This is a genomic window from Nitrosovibrio tenuis (assembly GCF_900109785.1).
Classification (GTDB): domain Bacteria; phylum Pseudomonadota; class Gammaproteobacteria; order Burkholderiales; family Nitrosomonadaceae; genus Nitrosospira; species Nitrosospira tenuis_A.
Window position 1 is genome coordinate 130482 of sequence record NZ_FOBH01000005.1, and the last position, 18145, is coordinate 148626.

The window sequence follows — 18145 nt, forward strand, 5'->3', positions numbered from 1 at the left end:
GCCTAACGACCGCCATTTCAAATCAACACCGGCCATGCCTGGATTCAACGACGTTGTAACCCATCATGCAACTTCCTTCGGGCAGCTCCCTCATGTGCTGCGGCGTATTATGAAGACTTCGCCCTCAACTCGCCCACATGGTGAAACCACCGCGGTCTCAGGCTTGACTGCAAGCTCTCGACTACCGGTTGCCTCCATGCATGCCGTCGGGATACGCGGATCAACCAGTAATTTTTCTCAAGATTCACCGGACCATTTTCTATCGGCCCCGGCCTTAGCAGCTCCTCGATTGTCGGCATGGGCGGAAAACAGATCAGACAACACTTCGGATTCGCAACGAACAGATCCAACTACTTATGCTTTACCTGGTCGTGTTCAACGACATCCCATGCAAACACTCGGTGAGCATGCAAAAGGATATGGAGCAGGCAACCTGCCAGCAGTTCAGCGCTTGCAAAGCAAGACAAGTCCTTTGGCGGCGCATCGCAAGCCTATGACTCACCAGTCGTCTGTTTACTCGCCTCCCGGGCAGCGCATCGGGTCGCCCTCGTACCTGCCTGAACGCATGCTACTGAGGAGAGCTATTTCCCCATTGGCAACGGGACCACATGAGCGCCTCACCACCCCACAGCGGCACCATGCATCGCCCGAGGTCGCATATAGTCGGGATAGTTTGCTGCCCACATATATTTCACGCCGCGCAATTATGGCGCGCTCTGAAGGCCCAGCTACCAGCGATCATGCTGCCATACTGCACGCGACTCATGTCTGGCGCCGCGTTGCTCAGTCACAAAATCGGTCACCCGCTCCCGCCAATGACCGGATCGGCAATCCTGAACCGGCTATTGCCGATAGCGTTCCAGCAATAGCAGCAGATATCCGATCAAATCCGCTTTTGCCCGCCAATACCGCTAATAGGGAAATGCGAGCTACCCGTTTGGTCGACATCGCGCCCATCGTTCGATCTCACCCGCTGTCCATCAGTGTAAGGCGAAGCCCAAGCAATACAGTTCGCCCATCTGCAATGCAGGACTCATACGACCATGCTGATGGGGCGCTTCGCGTCAAACCCTTGGCTTCGCCCTATTCCATGGCAAGGCGAGCGATTGGGCAGTCAGCCGAACAGCAGCGCCTGAGCGTCAGTAGTGGACGCGGCTTCTCGACACCTAAAACCTATGCGCCCGATAACCGGGATTACGCCTTCAATCCGCAGATCAACCTGTTGCAGACCAAATGGAAGTCCGGGCCTGGCGGACGGCCCCTTGTGGCCCAACGGGTGCAGGACAGGCTCATGCGTCTATCCAGCGAGGGAGCCGGTGCCGGTGCCGGTGCCAGTGCCTTAGCGACGCCCGACCGCCCGGAGGATCGCTACGGTCTCGCATCGCCGTCGAGCGAACCAGTTGTGGCACAGGTTATCCCCGCCAGTGAGTCCAAAAAAACACCCGAATCCAAGCCGGGGCAGCTCGATGCCGACGAGACCGTCGAACAAGCGTGGCGAATAATGACCGAACGGCTTGTAATCGAACAGGAAAGACGAGGGTTGGCAAAATGGCCTTAAAACAATTGCAAATTCTGATCGAGCTTCCGGGAAGCAAGCTCAAATTCAACGACAAGGACCCGAATCATGTGATCGACGCCATGTTCAATCCAAATAAACTCTCGGTGAGTCGCAGCGCCCAATGGCAGAACCAACAGGTTGCAAAACGGGACAATCCGGAATTGCAATTTACCGGCGCCGAACCAAGTACCCTCAGTGTTGAACTGTTCTTCGACACCTACGATAGCCCGAGCAAGACAAAAAAAAGTGTCCGGACCTACACAAACAAACTACATGAGCTGACGACGGTCAAGCAGCATGGCGACAAGCACCGTCCCCCTGTTTGTCGTCTCGCCTGGGGAACCATGAGTGTGTTTTTTCAGGGTGTGCTGCAGCAGCTTCAGAATCAGTTCACGCTTTTCATGGATGATGGTACGCCGGTGCGAGCGACCTCAACATGTACGTTCAAACAGTGGAAATCCAACACTAGCGATCTTAAGGACCAGGATCTGATGTCGGCCGATGTCGCCAAGGCATGGACGGTAAAGCGTGGTCAGACGCTGGCTTCGATTGCAACCTATGAATACGGGGATCCTCGTAAATGGCGACCCATCGCCCAAGCAAATGGAATCGACGATCCGTCGAGGCTGACTCCGGGCACTATTCTGATCGTTCCTGCCTTGCGCAATATATAAATGGTATAGATGACCAATGGCCGCCAGAGACCAGTTTGACACCCTCGCACCGGAGTTCGCCATACACATCAATGGCTCGCCGCTTCCTAACGAAGCCGTTGCCGATATGATCTCCATCAATGTGGTTGAGGATCTGGATGCGACCAGCATGTGTACCGTTACGCTTTCAGGTTGGGATACAGTAGAGATGAAGGTGAAATGGATCGACCACAAACTTTTTCGGGAGGGCAACCCGATCAAGATCGAGATGGGGTACCGGGATCACCTCCAATTGGTATTCAGCGGTGAAATTACAGGGCTTGAACCTGACTTTCCGGAAGCCCGCCCCGCTATCTTTACCGTGCGTGCCTATGATCGCCGGCACAGACTGATGCGTCAGCGAAAAACCCAGTCATTCACTAATCTCAAGGATAGCGACATAGCTGGACAGCTTGGACACCAAGCGGGACTGGACCCCAAGGTGGAGGACAGCAAAGTCAAGTTGCCCTATGTGCTGCAGCATAACCAGACCGACCTTGAATTTCTGCTCTGGCGTGCGCAGCGTATCGATTATGAAGTTGTGGTGGAAGATCGCACACTCTTGTTCCGGCCCCGCAAGATCGAGAAAACCGCCAAGCTCACTTTGAGAAGGGATATCGAACTGCTCGAATTCCGGCCACGCATGACAACGATGGGTCAGGTGGAGGAATTTACAGTGCGCGGATGGAACGCAAAAGAAAAAAAAGAGATCGTTGCTCATTCCACAGCGGGAGATTTGTCGACAGTTATGGGCGGAACAGCTTCGGGTCCAGCAAATGTTCAGCAAGTATTTGCCAAAACGGGTAGCACCCTGGTTACTGTGCCGGTGCAAAGTCAGGAGGAGGCGGATCGAATCGCGAAGCAACGGTTTTCTGAGATTGCACTCGGCTACGTTCGAGCTGAGGGTAAATGTATTGGTGATCCTCAATTACGGGCGGGAATCGTTGTAAAGATCGAAGGAGTCGGCGAGCGATTCAGCGGTCTTTATTACGTGCGTGCTGTCGAGCATCGCTATTCCATGCAAAAAGGATATCGTACGGCTTTTTCCGCGAGGAGAAACGCTACATGAACCATCTGGACGTGCTTGGCGACTTGCTCGGCCGCCGCAATAATGACGACAAATGGTATGGAGTTGTGGTGGGCGTTGTCACCAATAATAAAGACCCTGACAACATGCACCGAGTCAAGGTGCGTTTTCCCTGGTTGAATCAGAACGATGAAAGCAACTGGGCGCGCGTGCTGGCCCCCATGGCTGGCAATGGTCGTGGTGCGTATTTCCTGCCCGAAGTCGACGACGAAGTCCTGGTTGCCTTTGAGCATGGCAGCATTGAACATCCCTATGTCATCGGCTCGTTATGGAGCGGTAAGGATAAGGCCCATGAAGACAATTCAGACGGTGCAAACAACAACCGGAGCATCAAGTCCCGCAGCGGACACGTAATTCGGCTGTGCGACAGTTCAGGATCGGAAAGCATCGAGATCATCGATAAAACCAGCAATAACAAAATCGTGATTGACTCCTCAGGAAACAAGATCTCGATCAAGGCAACGGGCGATATCGAAATCAGCTCCAGCACTGGCAAGATCACATTGAGCGCCATCGGTATTGAGTTGAAGTCCCAGGCAAACGTAGATATATCAGCGAACGCACAGGTCAACGTCAAGGGCGCCATGGTTAACATCAATTGAGGGGTTGCATCTGAAGAATCGATAAGCTTAAAAAAAAATTGGCTGCGATCCGCAGTAATGTTCAGTTGCACGAAATCAGGACGAAGGCACCAGCATGCAGATACCTGTTCTTGGAATCGGATGGAACTTTCCCATCGAATTGGATGACTCGGCACAGCCACGTTTTTCCATCGCAGAGTATGAAGAAAGCGTCAAACAATCAATCCTCATCATTTTATCTACCGCCAAAGGTGAAAGGGTCATGCGTCCCGATTTCGGTAGCGGGCTCAGCGAGCTGGTATTCGCCGTCAACAACGCAACGACTCGAGCAATGGCCGCCTTCGAAGCGCGTGAAGCGCTTGAAACCTGGGAACCCAGAATAGAAGTACTGGACGTGGAAACATCGGTCGCCGGCAATCAGGGTGAGCAATTGCTGATATATATCGATTATCGCGTTCGTACAACGGACAACCGGTTCAATCTCGTCTATCCCTTCTACCTGGACAGACCACTCACATGAACACGGTGCAGCCTCCCATAATACAGCCTCCGTTAATCCGCGAGAAATTGCGCCGGGAGGCCGAGCTGGCTGCCGTGATCGGAGAACAGCTGGAGAAGCGTGGGTTTGCCCCAATGGGCACAGATCCGCTGAAGGATGCCACCGTCCATATCTTTGCCCGCTATTGCGAGTTGCTCATCGAGCGGCTGAACCGTGTGCCTCAAAGTTATCATGGAGCCTTCTTGAGGATGCTTGGCGCGACGCCGGCCCCGGCCATTCCTGCGTGGGTACCGCTAACCTTCACACCGGTGAAATCCACTCAGAATTTCACCGCGATTGTGCCGCGGTCAACACAGGTTTCCGCCCCGGCGGAAGACAAATCGGACCCCCTCGTAATATTTGAGACCATAAAAGACTTAACTTTGGTGCAGGCGGAGCTGAAGCGGGCTATAGCCGTGAACACGTACCAGTTGATCCGTGCCGATGTCAACAGCATTTTGTCCACAGAGGCCGCAGCGAGTTCTACCGAGCCGGCTCCTCTGGCTGATGCGATACCGTTGGAGCGAGTCATTGATATAGGCCAGCCCGCCATCATCGGCGTGCCTAAGCTTACCCGTCTCCGGCTCAAGCTTGAGCTGGATCGTCCGGTGAGCTTGCCCTCAGGCTGTAAAATCGAATGGGGAATCCCATCCGAAGCAGATTTCATGCCGCTCATGCCCGAACTCGATTCCACGGCCGGCTTGACCCAGAGTGGAGAACTCGTTTTTGCGCCGCCGGAAAAATGGCCAAGCCGAACCATCGCCTCCGAAACGATGCCATGGCTGACGTGCCGCCTGCGTTCCACTGCGCTGTTACCGTTCGCGCCTGATCAGAACAAAGCGTATTCGGCGCTGATCAATCGAATCGAGGTATTAGGGTATCGCAGTCTCGACGCCGTTCCTCCCACTGGCGCGTTTTACAATGGTGTTTCGCTGGATGTAAGCCGCGATTTTTTTCCTTTAGGCGAGCGGCCGCGATTTGGCGATGTGTTTTATCTGCTTTCCGAAATCTTCGCGGCCCCCGGAACTAAAATTGTCCTCGACATCAAGCTAACCAACCCTTCAGGCGCGATGGAATCCCCGATCCCACCCGTGAGCAAAAAGGGCAACCCCAGGCTCCGCTGGGATATCCATACCGCGAGCGGCTGGGTCGCGCTGGATTGCACCGATGGGACGCTTTCGCTGACACAGGACGGGAGCCTTGAGTTCCAGGTGCCAGAAGACGCGAAACCCACCATGTTAAACGGAATTGATGGCGGCTGGATACGCGCCAGGCTTATCGGTGGCAGTTATGCCGCGGAAGAGACGCCCGCGAACTATATTAGCCTGCCGCCGATGAGTCCGCCAGCGATCGCGGCGATGCACCTGATATCGATCCAGGAGCTGGGCCCGATGCCGCCCGAGTGTTTGATTGTCGAAAGCGATCTGGCGTATCGCAAAATGGATGCTGTAAAGCCGTTTAACCCATTCCCTGCCCCAGCCGAAGAAGGATTCATGCTTTACCTCGGGCTATCTTCGCTGCGGGGCGCGTCCGCGTTAGATGGACAGACGCTCAGCCTTTACTTCCTCCCATGGAATGGTGGCAGGCGCGTATTCCGCGAGGAGGAAATTTCATTCAAAGAAACTGCAATGCCACGTTGGCAAGTGCTCACGGCAAGCGGATGGCGCGACTGCAAGGTCAACGACACTACGCGCGGCTCGCGCAGACCAGGAATTATTGAAGTACAGCTGCCTGACGGCCTGTCGAAGTGGCAGGATTCGATACTCGACCCGGAACGGCAATTCTTCTGGCTGCGCATCGTGCGGAACGCCGGGAACACAGATCAGCCGTACTATCCGCGGCGCTTACTGCTCAATACGGTTCTAGCTGCGCAGACACTGAGGTTGACGGATGAACTCCTCGGATCGAGCAACGGCCGGCCTCAACAGATATTTTATACGCTGCGCAAACCCGTCATTGGCAGCGCAACGCTGCAAGTGCGTGAGCCTGTCACCAAAACGGACGAGCAAACAGGCTCAGGATTCGAAACGACCCGGCACAGCCCTGGTGCAATAAACGTCGCCAGAGCGCCGGGAAATGAAGAATGGATATCCTGGTCGGAGGTTGAGGATTTTTCCGCTTCCGACTCGCATTCCCGTCACTATATCCTGGATCGGCTCACGGGAAGCGTCCGGTTTGGAGATGGAGTGAACGGCCGCATACCGCCGTCCGGCGCCAACAACATCAGGCTGCATGAATACCATACGGGAGGCGGCATACGCGGCAATCGCCCCGTTGCGACGGTTACGCAATTACACACCACCATCCCTTATGTAGAGTCGGTAATCAACCATGAGCCGGCGGCGAGCGGCCAGGACCAGGAAGATTTTGATTCACTGAACCGTGGAGCGGTCACATTTTTGCGTCATCGCGACCGGGCGGTCGGCATCGACGACTATGCAGATCTGGCGAACAAGGCATCGCCCGAGGTCGCCCGCGCCAAATGCGTGCCGGCGTGCCACGTACAGGGAACCCTCGGCACCGAGTCCAAGCTCGGCAGCGTTTGCGTAATTGTGGTTCCCAAAAGTAACCAGGTAAGTAACCACGTAAGTGACGAGATGCGCCCACAACCCTCGTTCGACCTACTGAAGAACGTCAAGGAATTTCTGGATCATAGGCGGCCTATCGGGGTTGACTTAACCATGCTCGGGCCGGAATACGTCAGTATCGGCGTTACGGCGGAACTCGCCTGGGCTCGGGATCAGTCTACTGCAGACGCTTTGGCCGAATGTGAAAAACGGCTGAACCGTTTTTTGCATCCCATAACAGGCGGACCCGATGGACTTGGATGGGAGTTCGGCCAGCGGCCGCATGCATCGGATTTTTACCCCTTGCTCGGGGGAATAGAAGGGTTGGGCTATATCCGCGCGCTGGAAGTGCGTTATGAAGAGGAACGGCCCGGGTTATTGGCCGCCGGAAGCTTTTTGATATGTCCCGGCAGGCACGAGATACGCATATGCTGACAACCGGCCTCGATGACAGGACGTTCGATGACCTGGTGGGTGAAGCAATCAACCTGCTGCCGACCTTGGCCCCTGAATGGACGAACCATAACCCGTCGGATCCCGGAATTACCCTGGTCGAGTTGCTCGCCTATTTTACCGAGATATTGGTGTACCGGCTGGGACGCATCACGCCGGCAACCAGGCTCCAGTTTCTGAAATTGCTCGGAGGGCCGAATTGGGAAGGGCTGACCTGGGAGTACAAATTAAAATTCCTGAAATTATTGATGGGCAGCGGATGGGAAGGCTGGAGAGCAATCACTCAAACCCATCCGCGGAATCTGGAAAAACAAATCGACTGTGCGGTTCTCGGGGCAAATCCGGATCAACTGAAGAGCGCGATTGACGGCGTGATTCGGAATCTGATGCGCAGCGAATGCGCAGTCACTGCGCACGATTTTGAGCACCTCGCCAAGCAGTTTGCTCATGAATACGCAAATATGTACAGTGGGAGCATGCATCCTGTCCGAACACTGTGCGTTCCTTCGGTTAATCTTGAAAATAACCATCCTGGCAAATCGTTATCGGATGATCGTGCCCATGTCAGTGTCGTACTTGTACCGGGATCGGATCTCAGCGATGAGGAAGCTGTAAGTTTACGAAAGAAGGTACAGAAGGAGTTATCACGGCGGTGTCTGCTCACGACCCGGCTGCACGTTGTCGCGCCTGTCTATCTGCACCTGGCGATAGGCGTAAAGCTCGCGCCCAAACCCGGCCAATCAAAGGCTCAATTGTCGAGCGCATTGCGGGAAATGCTGGAGCAGAGGTTTGGCTCTCAGCCGGGGCAGGGCCCGCTGGGGGAAGGATGGCCGTTCGGCAGAGCCTTGCGCATTTCTGAACTTATCCAGGCAGTCGACGAGGCCGCAGGGGTGGATTATGTCGGTGACATCACCATTCTGCAGATCGGCCTGAAGGAGAATTTGGATCGCCCCGAATCCGCGCTCGGCGTTCAAATCGGCGTCCACTCGACCATAGGTATCGACACCTTGCTTGGCGGGCCGAGTTCACTCGGCTCGGAGCGCCTGCTGCGTAATGACGCAGGCAGACTGGTTTCGATTGCCTTGAAGCCCTGGGAGCTTCTGCATGTGAGCCTGATCGAGGAAGCCATCACTCTCGTCAATACGCAAACAAATGGAGAAAGGGATATTGGAGAAGTGGGCAATGGGTGAAAGCGGACGCATGCTCGACAGCCTGCCGGCAATCTACCGCAACACGGACACCACGGGACACCTCCAGCGTCTGCTTGGCGTCTTCGAAGAAGTGCTTTTCCACAATGATGAGCCCGCTACACCGGGTATTGAGCAGCAGATCGAGGCCATTCCCAGCTTTTTTTCACCCTTGGGACATGCGCTGGGGCATGACCTTACAGCACAAGATGATTATAAACGGGCGCCGGACCGATTCCTGCCGTGGCTCGCCACATGGGTTGCGTTCACGCCTCATGCGTTATTTTCACCCGAGCAACTCAGAGTCATCATCTCTGGCATCGTTCCGCTTTACAGCAAAAGAGGCACCCGGGATTACCTCGAAACATTACTGAAACTTTGCTTTCCGGAAATTCGCGAGGTGGAAATCGATGATAACCCCATACCGGGGTTCGTCATTGGTCAGGCCAAGATCGGAGAAGACACGCTATTTGGAGATGAGCGGCCATTCTGGTTTCGTGTGAATGTAGACGTACAAAGGCAAAATTTAGACTCAAGCACGACAGAATCCGAGCATGAATTTCAGCAACAGGTCCGCACGATTATCGATTTCGCCAAGCCCGCGCACACCGATTATGAGCTGCGCGTTTATTTCTCGGCGCGGGATATCCAAACCATGTACACGACATAAGGATAAGGTAAATCTCAAGAACGAAAATGATCTGTTCAGTTGACCGTTTCGGCTGATCGTGTTTGAGCGGTTTTGCTGGTTTGGTTGGTCGGTTTTTTGGAACTACAAAATGCTTGATCGGGCGAAAAGCTCGCCAAGGGAGAAATTAAGATGCGAAAAAAACAGCTTATCGGCAAAAAGCCGGCGTATTTTCAGGGGCAGCTATTGCTCAAGGATGATTTCATCGATGAGCAGAAATATCACATCAATGAGCGCGCGCGGCACAGCCTGAACCTGCACGGCTGGGGGGTTGTTCGTGGGCTGGACGTAACGGCCACAGGCGACACATCCATCACTATAAGCTCGGGCTTTGCCATAGACGGCAAGGGGCGCGAAATTGCAATCAATGAGCCGGAGGTTCTGGAACTTTCCGCCTTCGCGCCTTCTTCATTGCTACAAATCACCGTGAGCTATGAAACGGAGCAACCCTCGAAAGACCGCCCGAGGATAGATTGCTACGGCGTTCTGGCTGCTTCGACGGGAATTGAAGAAGCCGCCGTGGTGCTGGCGACGGTTCAACTCGACGACCGAGGAAAGCTCAGACCCGAATCCATCAGCACCGCAACGCGCCGTGTGGTGCGGACAATCCTTTCCCCCGGTTCGGTGAACGCCGCCGCGCTGGACCCGTCCCTGCGCACGGGCTGGCTAAGGGTACCGTTCCGACCCACGACTATTCCGCAGGATACGGACCCAAAAAAGGAAGGACCTCCTCCCCCACCCTTCAGGGTTGGCGCCACGGAAGCACGGTCGCACAGGGAAATCGACGGACAGCCGAATACCAAGGGCGCAGGCGGGACCATGGCCATTCCTCTTCCACCCGGCATCACGCATGTTCATAGGTTGCGCGTCGCCGGGCAGGAGAACGAGAAAAAAATAAAGATCGAATTATTTCGCGGCGGTTGGGATCCCACCAATAAAAAACATATCGGGGGCAGAGACGACCCTGCCAATAAGCTTCTCGAAACAGAAATATCGGGGGGTCCTTATGACGAAACCTATGCCATCAAGGAAGGCGAACTGGATCCGGTAACCAGCACACTTTCGATCGATATCCGAAGCACGGGCTATGTCAGAGTCTCCCTGGTCGCAGTCGAGATATCGTATTAATAGCCGATCATGAGTGGAATTGTGCAAACCGAGCATGCAGGTGAAAAGATGACTCAGGCTTTTACCGATTCCCTGGCGCACCTACTCGCCGAGATGGAGCGTATCGACCTTATGATCCGTTACCAGATCGCTCATCGCTATAAATTGCAAACCGAGGATGAGCAGTTCCGTGGCCTTTATATCTCCGAGCAGGAGGTGGAATCCCTGCTTTGCAAGCCTCTCGGGAGGCCCCAGTGGCTCGTATCGAGAACTGGGGTCCAGGTCGATCCGGCAGTTCAACTGGAACAACTCAAAAATGTGATACACGAGCGCAAGCAGTTAAGCATGCGCGGAGGAATCGAACTACGACTGGAACGCCTGCATGAACTCTTCCAGTTGACCCCGTTTGACATCGATGTTGTGCTGGTCTGCATGGCCGTGGAACTGGATCTCCGCTATGAAAAGATCTACGGATATCTTCAGGATGATGTCACCAAAAAGAAACCCAGCGTTGAGCTTTTGCTAAACCTGCTCGCGCCCACCCTTGAGCTCAATGTCAACGCCCGACCGCGCTTGTCAGCGGAAGCTCCGCTGTTGCGCTTCCATCTCGTGTACCTGATCGAAGATCCCGCCCATCTCTCCGCCCCCCTGCTGACTCGATTTGTCAAGGTTGACGATCGCATCGTCCAGTATTTGCTGGGTGAACAGGCAATGGATGAGCATGTTCGCACTTTCACCGAACTGATGGCGTGTGATGTTGGACTGGAACACCTCCCTCTGGATGATGAACTCAAACATGGACTGATGCGTCTGGCCAGGAACACTTCCTCCCAAAACATGGTCGTGCACCTGAAAGGCCCCCCAGTAACCGATAAACAAGGCGCCGCACAGGCAGTGTGTCATCACAGAAATCAGCGCCTGCTGGTCGTCGACCTTGAATACCTGACGGCTGAGCCTGAAGCGGGGTTTGCAAGGAATCTGGCGTTCACTCATCGCGAAGCTCGCCTGCAACAAAGCGCTCTATTCTGGAAAGGCGTGGAATCAATCCAGGGCGAGCAACGGCGCAGCATGCTCAACGCATTCATCCGCAGCTTGAAACACGGCTGCTCCATGGTTTTTCTTGACGGCGAAATTGCAGCTGAGGCGGCCCATGTTCTAAGGGAAATGACTTATTTTACTGTTCCGATGTCGCGGCCAAGCTTCGTCCAGCGTGCCGAGCTCTGGCGCACGGCGCTCGATGAATATGATTCAGATGTCGAGGCAAGCGACATGGCCGAGCTTGCGGTGAAATTCAAATTTTCATACAACCAGATCAGAAATGCAGCCGCTACCGCCGGCAATCTGATTCGCTGGCGCGATGAGGATGCGCAACGCATCACTATTCGCGATCTTTACGAAGCCTGCCGCGCACACTCCAACCAGAAGCTGTCATCGCTGGCTCATAAGATAGCGTTGAAGTACCGCTGGGATGACATTGTCCTGCCACAGGATCGAACCGAGCAGCTCCGCGAAATCTGCAATCACATCAAATATCGCGACCGCGTCTACAGCGAATGGGGGTTCGACCAAAAACTCGCAATGGGCAAAGGGCTTTGCGTCCTGTTCGCCGGCCCCTCTGGTACCGGTAAAACCATGTCAGCGGATATCATAGCCGGAGAACTGGGCCTGGATCTCTACAAGATCGATCTTTCAAACGTCGTCAGCAAATACATCGGCGAGACGGAAAAAAATCTCTCGCGAATTTTTGATGAAGCGGAAACGTCCAATGCCATCCTGTTTTTCGATGAGGCGGATGCGCTGTTCGGTAAGCGCAGTGAAGTCAAGGATTCGCACGACCGCTATGCGAACATCGAAACAGGCTACCTGCTCCAACGCATGGAAGAACACGAAGGCATCGTCATTCTGGCAAGCAACTTCCGCAAGAACATGGATGAGGCTTTCATTCGCCGCCTGCATTTTACCGTGGAATTTCCCTTCCCCAACGAAGAGGATCGGCTGAGAATATGGGAAAACGTCTGGCCTGAGACCGCACCGAGGGATCCCGCCCTGGACCTCGCTTTTCTGGCGAAACGTTTTCAGATCACTGGCGGCAATATCAGGAACATAGCTCTCTCAGCGGCGTTTCTGGCCGCGGATGACACTGGCGTTGTCGGTATGCAACATCTCATCCGGGCAACCCAACGGGAATATCAGAAGATGGGAAAGCTGGTTTCAGACAGCGATTTCGGAGTGCAAGCGAAAGATGTCGTTGCGATCGGGAGGGGCTGAAGTTCATAAATAAAATAACCGTGACTTTCGCCCATTGGAAGACGGAGACTCTTTGGGATAGTCCCATGCGTTCGTCATTCCAGGGCTTGACCTGGAATCCAGGCAGTACCGTAAGCGCTCGTGTAGACAACGGCTAAAATAATTTTAAGCGGTATGACATTGTTAGTTCCCTGTTGAATCAGCATTATTGTTAAATTAATGAATAAAAAAATGTAGTACAGCCAATTTAAGCAATGTAAATAATCAAAGGAATCAACGCTCGTGTCCCAGCCACTTCTGACCGAATCATCAGAGAAGGCAAAGCAGCGGGCCGAGCACCGGGGACCTAAACCTGATGCCTCCCCGTCATTTCAACACGAACGTAATTCCCTTCTTCAACTGCAACGGACCCTGGGCAACCAGCGCGTCGCGCAGTTAATCCAAACCAAGCGCGTCACACCGGAAGGCAAGATTATTGGACTTCAGCCCAAGCTGACCGTTGGCGCTGCGGACGATCAATACGAGCAGGAAGCGGATCGTGTCGCCCGCCACGCGGTAAGCACGCCGGATTCCGCAGTCATGGCGTCTCTCCAACACGCGCCTCAGGTAGAAGGGGAAGCGAGGCGATCCCCCACCCTGCAGAGTAAGCGTCTTCCCATTCTTCCCTTAGCTGCGTCAATCACTCCTTTTGCACGGCGGCAATTGGGAGTCACGGAAGAAATTGAAGACCAGAAAGACAAGGAGGAGGACAGAGAAGAAGATAAATCATTATTGGCAAAGCCCTTAAGTAAATCAGCCCCGCTTCCCCTTCAGCGTCAGGTAAGCATGGAAGAGAAAGAAACCGGACCGCTGCAACCCAAATCTACTGAATCACTGAGGGGCAGTTTTGAGGCGGGAGATGATGTCGAATTCCGACTCAGCCAAAGCAGGGGGCAAGGCAGCCCCTTGCCGGATTCGATACGCGCGTACATGGAACCGCGGTTTGGCGTGGATTTCAGTCACGTGCGCGTCCATACCCATAGCAATGCCATACAAATGAGCCGGGACATCGGCGCCCGCGCCTTCACTCACGGCCTCGATATTTTCTTTGGCGCAGGAGGCAATCCGACCGATCTGGAGCTTACCGCGCATGAGCTGACCCATGTGGTGCAACAGACGGGCGCGCCGCCACTGCGGAGACAAAAGGAGGACGACGCCCCTGTAGCCGGCCTGCCGTTATCTCCGCAGTTGATCCCTTTATCCGCAACGCGCGGGAGCCCTCCTAAACTCTCCGATCAGGAGGACAGGAATGATTCGCACCCCGTGGCATCCGCAGAAACGGGCGCAGGCACGGTAGTGCTCATTGAACAAGCAGAGCGCCACACTTCAACTGCATCAACTGCAGATACAACCGAAAACATACGCGGTGGAGCGGCGCGCCCGGCAGAAGCCGCGCAAGCTGCGCCATTATTAGCTCCCAACTTGACAACGGCTGCCGAGACCAAAAAGTCTGGTGAACCTTCAGAACTCGGGGAGCCAAGCACAGTCCCGCTCGCGATGCCGGATGTCACGAACGATCAGCTATCCGGCGGTAGTGGCAAACATAAGATGGAAGAAGCTGCCAGTCCCGCATCCGAGCTATTAATGGGGGGCAATGCCGGAATAAAGAAGCAAGGCGGCGCTGAATCCGCGGGAATGGAGCAGATTACGATTGCCCCCGATTCACCCCTTAAACCTCATGCGATAGCACAGGCCCGGCTCATCAATAATGATTGTCTTCACAGTGAAGAACAAGTCGCTCACAGCGCGGCAACACGTCGGCAACAAATCAGCGAGCATTTTTCTGGCGTCCGACGAGGACTCTCGGGTTTTTTAACCAAATCGATCACCGGAGTGCGATCCCTTGTCACCGCAAAACAATCTGAAATCATTGCTGCGTCCGCCAGGATGCTTGGATCCATCCGGGCAGTTATCGTGAATGCCTTGCAGGCTGCGGAAGCGCAGAGCAACGAGATCGGCGAGGAAATAAACGGGGCCATCGAAAGCATTACCGCTTCTGTACAGGAAAGAGTCGGCGGAATTGCAGATCAGATCGTCAATGTGATCAATGTCATTCCGCTCCCGGATCTTCCCGGTGTCGCGCAAATTCGAGGCGCGGCGGTGAACCTATTGAGGCAGGCAGCCGGGGTGGTAAATGGCGCAATCGGACAAGGCATCGGATTCATCCGTTCGGCCTTTAACGCAGGAATGAATTTGCTCAGTTCCTTTTTCCGCGTTTTCAAGCAGTTGGTCGATCAGGCGCTCGCACTCGCTGCGTCGGCAATTCAGCGCATGATGCAATTGATCTTCCAGGCACTGAACCAACTACTGCATCTCATCGTTTCAACGCTGGAGAATGCTTTATCCAGCGCCATTGCGCCGCTGCTCAACCGGCTGGAAGCAGCGTTGATTCAAGCGGTTTCCAGGGCGGAGCAACATACCCTCGCCCAGATACGCGCCAACAGGACGCAGCACCTCGCTGCATTGGCTTCGGCAGTCAATCCGGCAGCCGGTGGCGGAACAGGCCAACCGGCGGCAAACAAAGCTGCCTCAATGGATGACTCCATTGCAGCCATTCGGACGATCGGCCTGAACGCGATCCAGAATAACCGACTGATTATCCAATCTTTTGAGGAACAGACCTCCTCGATCGCCATGTTGATCTTTCAAGGGCTGACGGCCGCAGCCGGACAGATCATGCAGGAAATCTCGACTCGAATCGCTCAGGCGGTGGAGATGATTGTGAGCAAAGTAAGCCAGGTAATTCAGAGCTTCATGCAATTAATGCAAGCCGTTGTCACCTTCATCCAGACGTTGATTCAGGCGTGGGCTGGCGCACTGGCCCGCATTGTGCAGTACGTGCGTTCGCTCGCCCAGCATCCCGTTGATCAATTGATTGATTTTGCGCAGAAAACCTTGAGCCGGATGAGAGATTTCATCAGCCGCCTCATCCAGAATTTCATCAGCAGCGGTGGCAGCATCGTCGGAAGTATCGCCGAGACTATCGGGGTTTTCAAGCTCACGCCGTCTTTACTGGGTCCAGCCCCGGCTTTCGCCGGACCGCCGATTCAGATTATCGGAGGACTCATCATCATCCTTATAGCCGGAGTAGCGTACGTTTTTCCGGTGTGGGTAGGGATAATCATCCTGGTGGTGGTTGCGCTACTGTTGCTTTTGCTTTTGTACCTTTTGCTTCGATGGCTATTCAAACCGCGGCCCGTTCCGCCCCCGCCGCCACCGCCGCCGCCGCCGCCTGTTTGCAACATTAGCACAAGAACCTTGGCCGCGGCGCCCGACGGAACTCCTGACACGCGCAAAACAGTTGGAGTTAACGAACAAGTCGAGTTTATCTCCGCAAGCCCAGCAACATGGTCAGCGCTCCACGGTACCATTGCCCCTACCAGCGGCACGACCGCCATCTGGACTGCCCCGGATAAAGCCGTAATCACCTCGGTAAAGGCTATTTTAGCCACCGGAAAAGTCTGCCTACGCTTAATGTTCGTCGTCACACCCAACGGCGCCAACATCACGGAAGTTCCTGGCACAGCACCAGCCTTCGGGACCAGCCCAGGCCTTTGGGGGGCAGGTTTCCAAGGAAACGTATTCATCGAACCCAAGAACGTGTCATTTCAACGTGTCGTGTTTGGCGAAGGCACCGTCGCAAGTGTCGTCACGCCCGCTGGTGGTTTCCAGCACAACTTCACCCACCCAGCCAACACATTCGGGCCTGGCCATCCAGGCAGCGCACCTACGGGTACACCTGTGAGCCCTCCGGAAGATAACATCGTGACTGAAATCCGAGCTCCGGTCCGAGTGGTTGGAGGAGTACCAATCTGTGGTAATTCCGATTTTCTTTGGGCGATTCCCTGGGAATTCAGCGTCGCAGGGGGCCCCCGCATTCGCTTTGCCACGGCTAACCATCACTCTACCTCCACACTTTCTTGCGATGCTTCGATTGAGAAGGGAGGAGCAGGACCTTTTGTGAAGCCGATTTGAAGTAGCGCTGTACCCAGCCGCGCCGAGCGATGCTTGTAGAGGAATTGCTAAGTACTATTATCAAACTAACTAGGTACGGATTCTTCGCCAATATTTTTTTGAAGCCATGCCAAGAGAATCCATTCGAAGAACTGTCGCAAACGCCTGGTCCGAGTCAATCAATGGACTTTCCGGACGGCTGTGTGTTGAACTTGAGAATCTCAAACCGGGCTTGCGGCATGCCATATATTTAGAGTTGAAGAACCATTCTTTAAACCCAATCACAGTAATTAACCAGCCACGAGTTCATGCCGAGCTCTTTGATGTCACCGGGAAACCGGTCAGCACTTCGGGCTTTCCGATCAGCGGGCCGATCCATAAACCCCAATGGGCTGTGATTCCTAGGGACGCTTACATTGGTTTGCGCCTTGATACGCAAATCGTCGGTATGCCAACTAGAGAATACGGAATGATCCTCATCGCAGTCGGAGAGAAAAGCTGGGGACTCAGGCCTGGAAAATATACGCTAGAGATAGCGGCAGTATTCAAATATGAAGAAAACGGACCGAAAAATCAATGGATCGGCCAGTTTGACTTGCCACAGTTTGAAATTGTAGTCACAACAGAGATGTTAGCAATACAATGATCAGGAATAACCTAAATAGGAGCCACAGAAAAAGCAGGGGTCACGCCTTGATCTAATCCAAGAAGGGACCATTGGAGTAATCTCTGCCACAGGGCTACTCTGCGGACGTGAATAAAAAATAGGATCAAGTCTTGACCATCCTATACCATTTTGAAAACACCTTGGATCCGGCAACGCTCGCTGTCTTGGGATTATCCCTCGTTCACCAAACTGATCTATGGTTAAGCGAGTGGATAGAAGCGCGGAACTGCCACAAGGCACTTCTGCCCTTGTATCCGTAGATAGCCGTGCGATGACATCATCGCCCTGTGTACCGTCAATGGATTTTCTACAGCCGCGGGACCATCGCCAACATGTCATGGGCCCCAAGCCGGTATATGATGAGTATGTCAATGGCATTCTCTCGACCACCGCGCTTCCTGCTGATGAGGATCCGCTGGCCCCGTCCTCATATGACGGTCGGGTCGCCGAAGGTCCCGGCATAGACTACAATTACGAGATCACGCAATACCGGTTCGAGACGCCGGGAATGTACCTGATCCAGTGGCGTCCTGGAATACTGGTGTCCAACACACTCAGGATAAAAGTCACTGCAGGTGAGGCGGTCAAAGCACAGAAAGGAATGGAGTGATTCAGCGGCAGTCTGAGAAACTTGATCACGACCGATGTGTAAACTATGTTTAGATTGGTTATGTTGGCAATATAAGAATGGTTACGCGTCGTACTTGAGAATGCAATCAAGTCCGCCGCAATATCCGTTCCACGCGGATAAGATCGGTTGGCGCCTAAGTAAAGGAGTAA

Annotated in this window: 13 protein-coding genes; all 13 read left to right on the plus strand. The window is 54.2% G+C overall.

The genetic code is table 11. The features are described 5' to 3' along the window. Positions 1 to 388 precede the first annotated feature (388 nt). The 13 genes from BMX00_RS08450 (at position 389) to BMX00_RS08510 (ending at position 17975) form a co-directional block, all read left to right on the plus strand. Entirely contained in the window at positions 389 to 1558 is a 1170-nt protein-coding gene (locus BMX00_RS08450) for a hypothetical protein (protein ID WP_143053064.1), read from the plus strand. Further along, positions 1549 to 2232 (plus strand): CIS tube protein, encoded by a 684-nt coding sequence (locus BMX00_RS08455; protein ID WP_090828583.1) that lies wholly within the window; start codon positions 1549 to 1551, stop codon positions 2230 to 2232. The genes BMX00_RS08450 and BMX00_RS08455 overlap by 10 nt, the downstream gene beginning before the upstream one ends. Before the next feature lie 16 nt (positions 2233 to 2248). Then, positions 2249 to 3319, plus strand: coding sequence for a phage late control D family protein (locus tag BMX00_RS08460; protein WP_090828584.1), 1071 nt, complete (start codon positions 2249 to 2251; stop codon positions 3317 to 3319). Next, the gene (locus BMX00_RS08465; RefSeq protein ID WP_090828585.1) at positions 3316 to 3939 is read left to right on the plus strand and encodes a phage baseplate assembly protein V; all 624 of its coding nucleotides are present in this window, start codon (positions 3316 to 3318) and stop codon (positions 3937 to 3939) included. The genes BMX00_RS08460 and BMX00_RS08465 overlap by 4 nt, the downstream gene beginning before the upstream one ends. Before the next feature lie 94 nt (positions 3940 to 4033). Next, positions 4034 to 4438: a GPW/gp25 family protein gene (locus tag BMX00_RS08470; RefSeq protein WP_090828586.1), complete on the plus strand. Its 405-nt coding sequence runs from the start codon at positions 4034 to 4036 to the stop codon at positions 4436 to 4438. Further along, positions 4435 to 7458, plus strand: a complete 3024-nt coding sequence (locus BMX00_RS08475; protein WP_090828587.1) for a putative baseplate assembly protein — start codon at positions 4435 to 4437, stop codon at positions 7456 to 7458. Before BMX00_RS08470 ends, BMX00_RS08475 begins: the two co-directional genes overlap by 4 nt. Then, positions 7452 to 8666, plus strand: coding sequence for a baseplate J/gp47 family protein (locus BMX00_RS14570; RefSeq protein ID WP_177171810.1), 1215 nt, complete (start codon positions 7452 to 7454; stop codon positions 8664 to 8666). The genes BMX00_RS08475 and BMX00_RS14570 overlap by 7 nt, the downstream gene beginning before the upstream one ends. After that, entirely contained in the window at positions 8659 to 9333 is a 675-nt protein-coding gene (locus BMX00_RS08485) for a phage tail protein (protein ID WP_177171811.1), read from the plus strand. The genes BMX00_RS14570 and BMX00_RS08485 overlap by 8 nt, the downstream gene beginning before the upstream one ends. Before the next feature lie 150 nt (positions 9334 to 9483). Further along, positions 9484 to 10479 (plus strand): hypothetical protein, encoded by a 996-nt coding sequence (locus BMX00_RS08490; RefSeq protein ID WP_090828589.1) that lies wholly within the window; start codon positions 9484 to 9486, stop codon positions 10477 to 10479. A gap of 9 nt (positions 10480 to 10488) precedes the next feature. Further along, on the plus strand, positions 10489 to 12726 hold the full coding sequence (locus tag BMX00_RS08495) for an ATP-binding protein (RefSeq protein ID WP_218141520.1): 2238 nt from the start codon (positions 10489 to 10491) through the stop codon (positions 12724 to 12726). A gap of 261 nt (positions 12727 to 12987) precedes the next feature. After that, positions 12988 to 16719 (plus strand): eCIS core domain-containing protein, encoded by a 3732-nt coding sequence (locus tag BMX00_RS08500; protein WP_090828590.1) that lies wholly within the window; start codon positions 12988 to 12990, stop codon positions 16717 to 16719. A gap of 106 nt (positions 16720 to 16825) precedes the next feature. Then, a complete protein-coding gene (locus tag BMX00_RS08505) occupies positions 16826 to 17344 on the plus strand; it encodes a hypothetical protein (protein ID WP_143053065.1) in 519 nt (172 codons plus the stop codon). Between the two features lie 229 nt (positions 17345 to 17573). After that, positions 17574 to 17975 carry a hypothetical protein gene (locus BMX00_RS08510; RefSeq protein WP_177171812.1) on the plus strand — a complete coding sequence of 134 codons (402 nt, stop codon included), beginning with the start codon at positions 17574 to 17576 and terminating at the stop codon, positions 17973 to 17975. Positions 17976 to 18145: the final 170 nt, after the last annotated feature.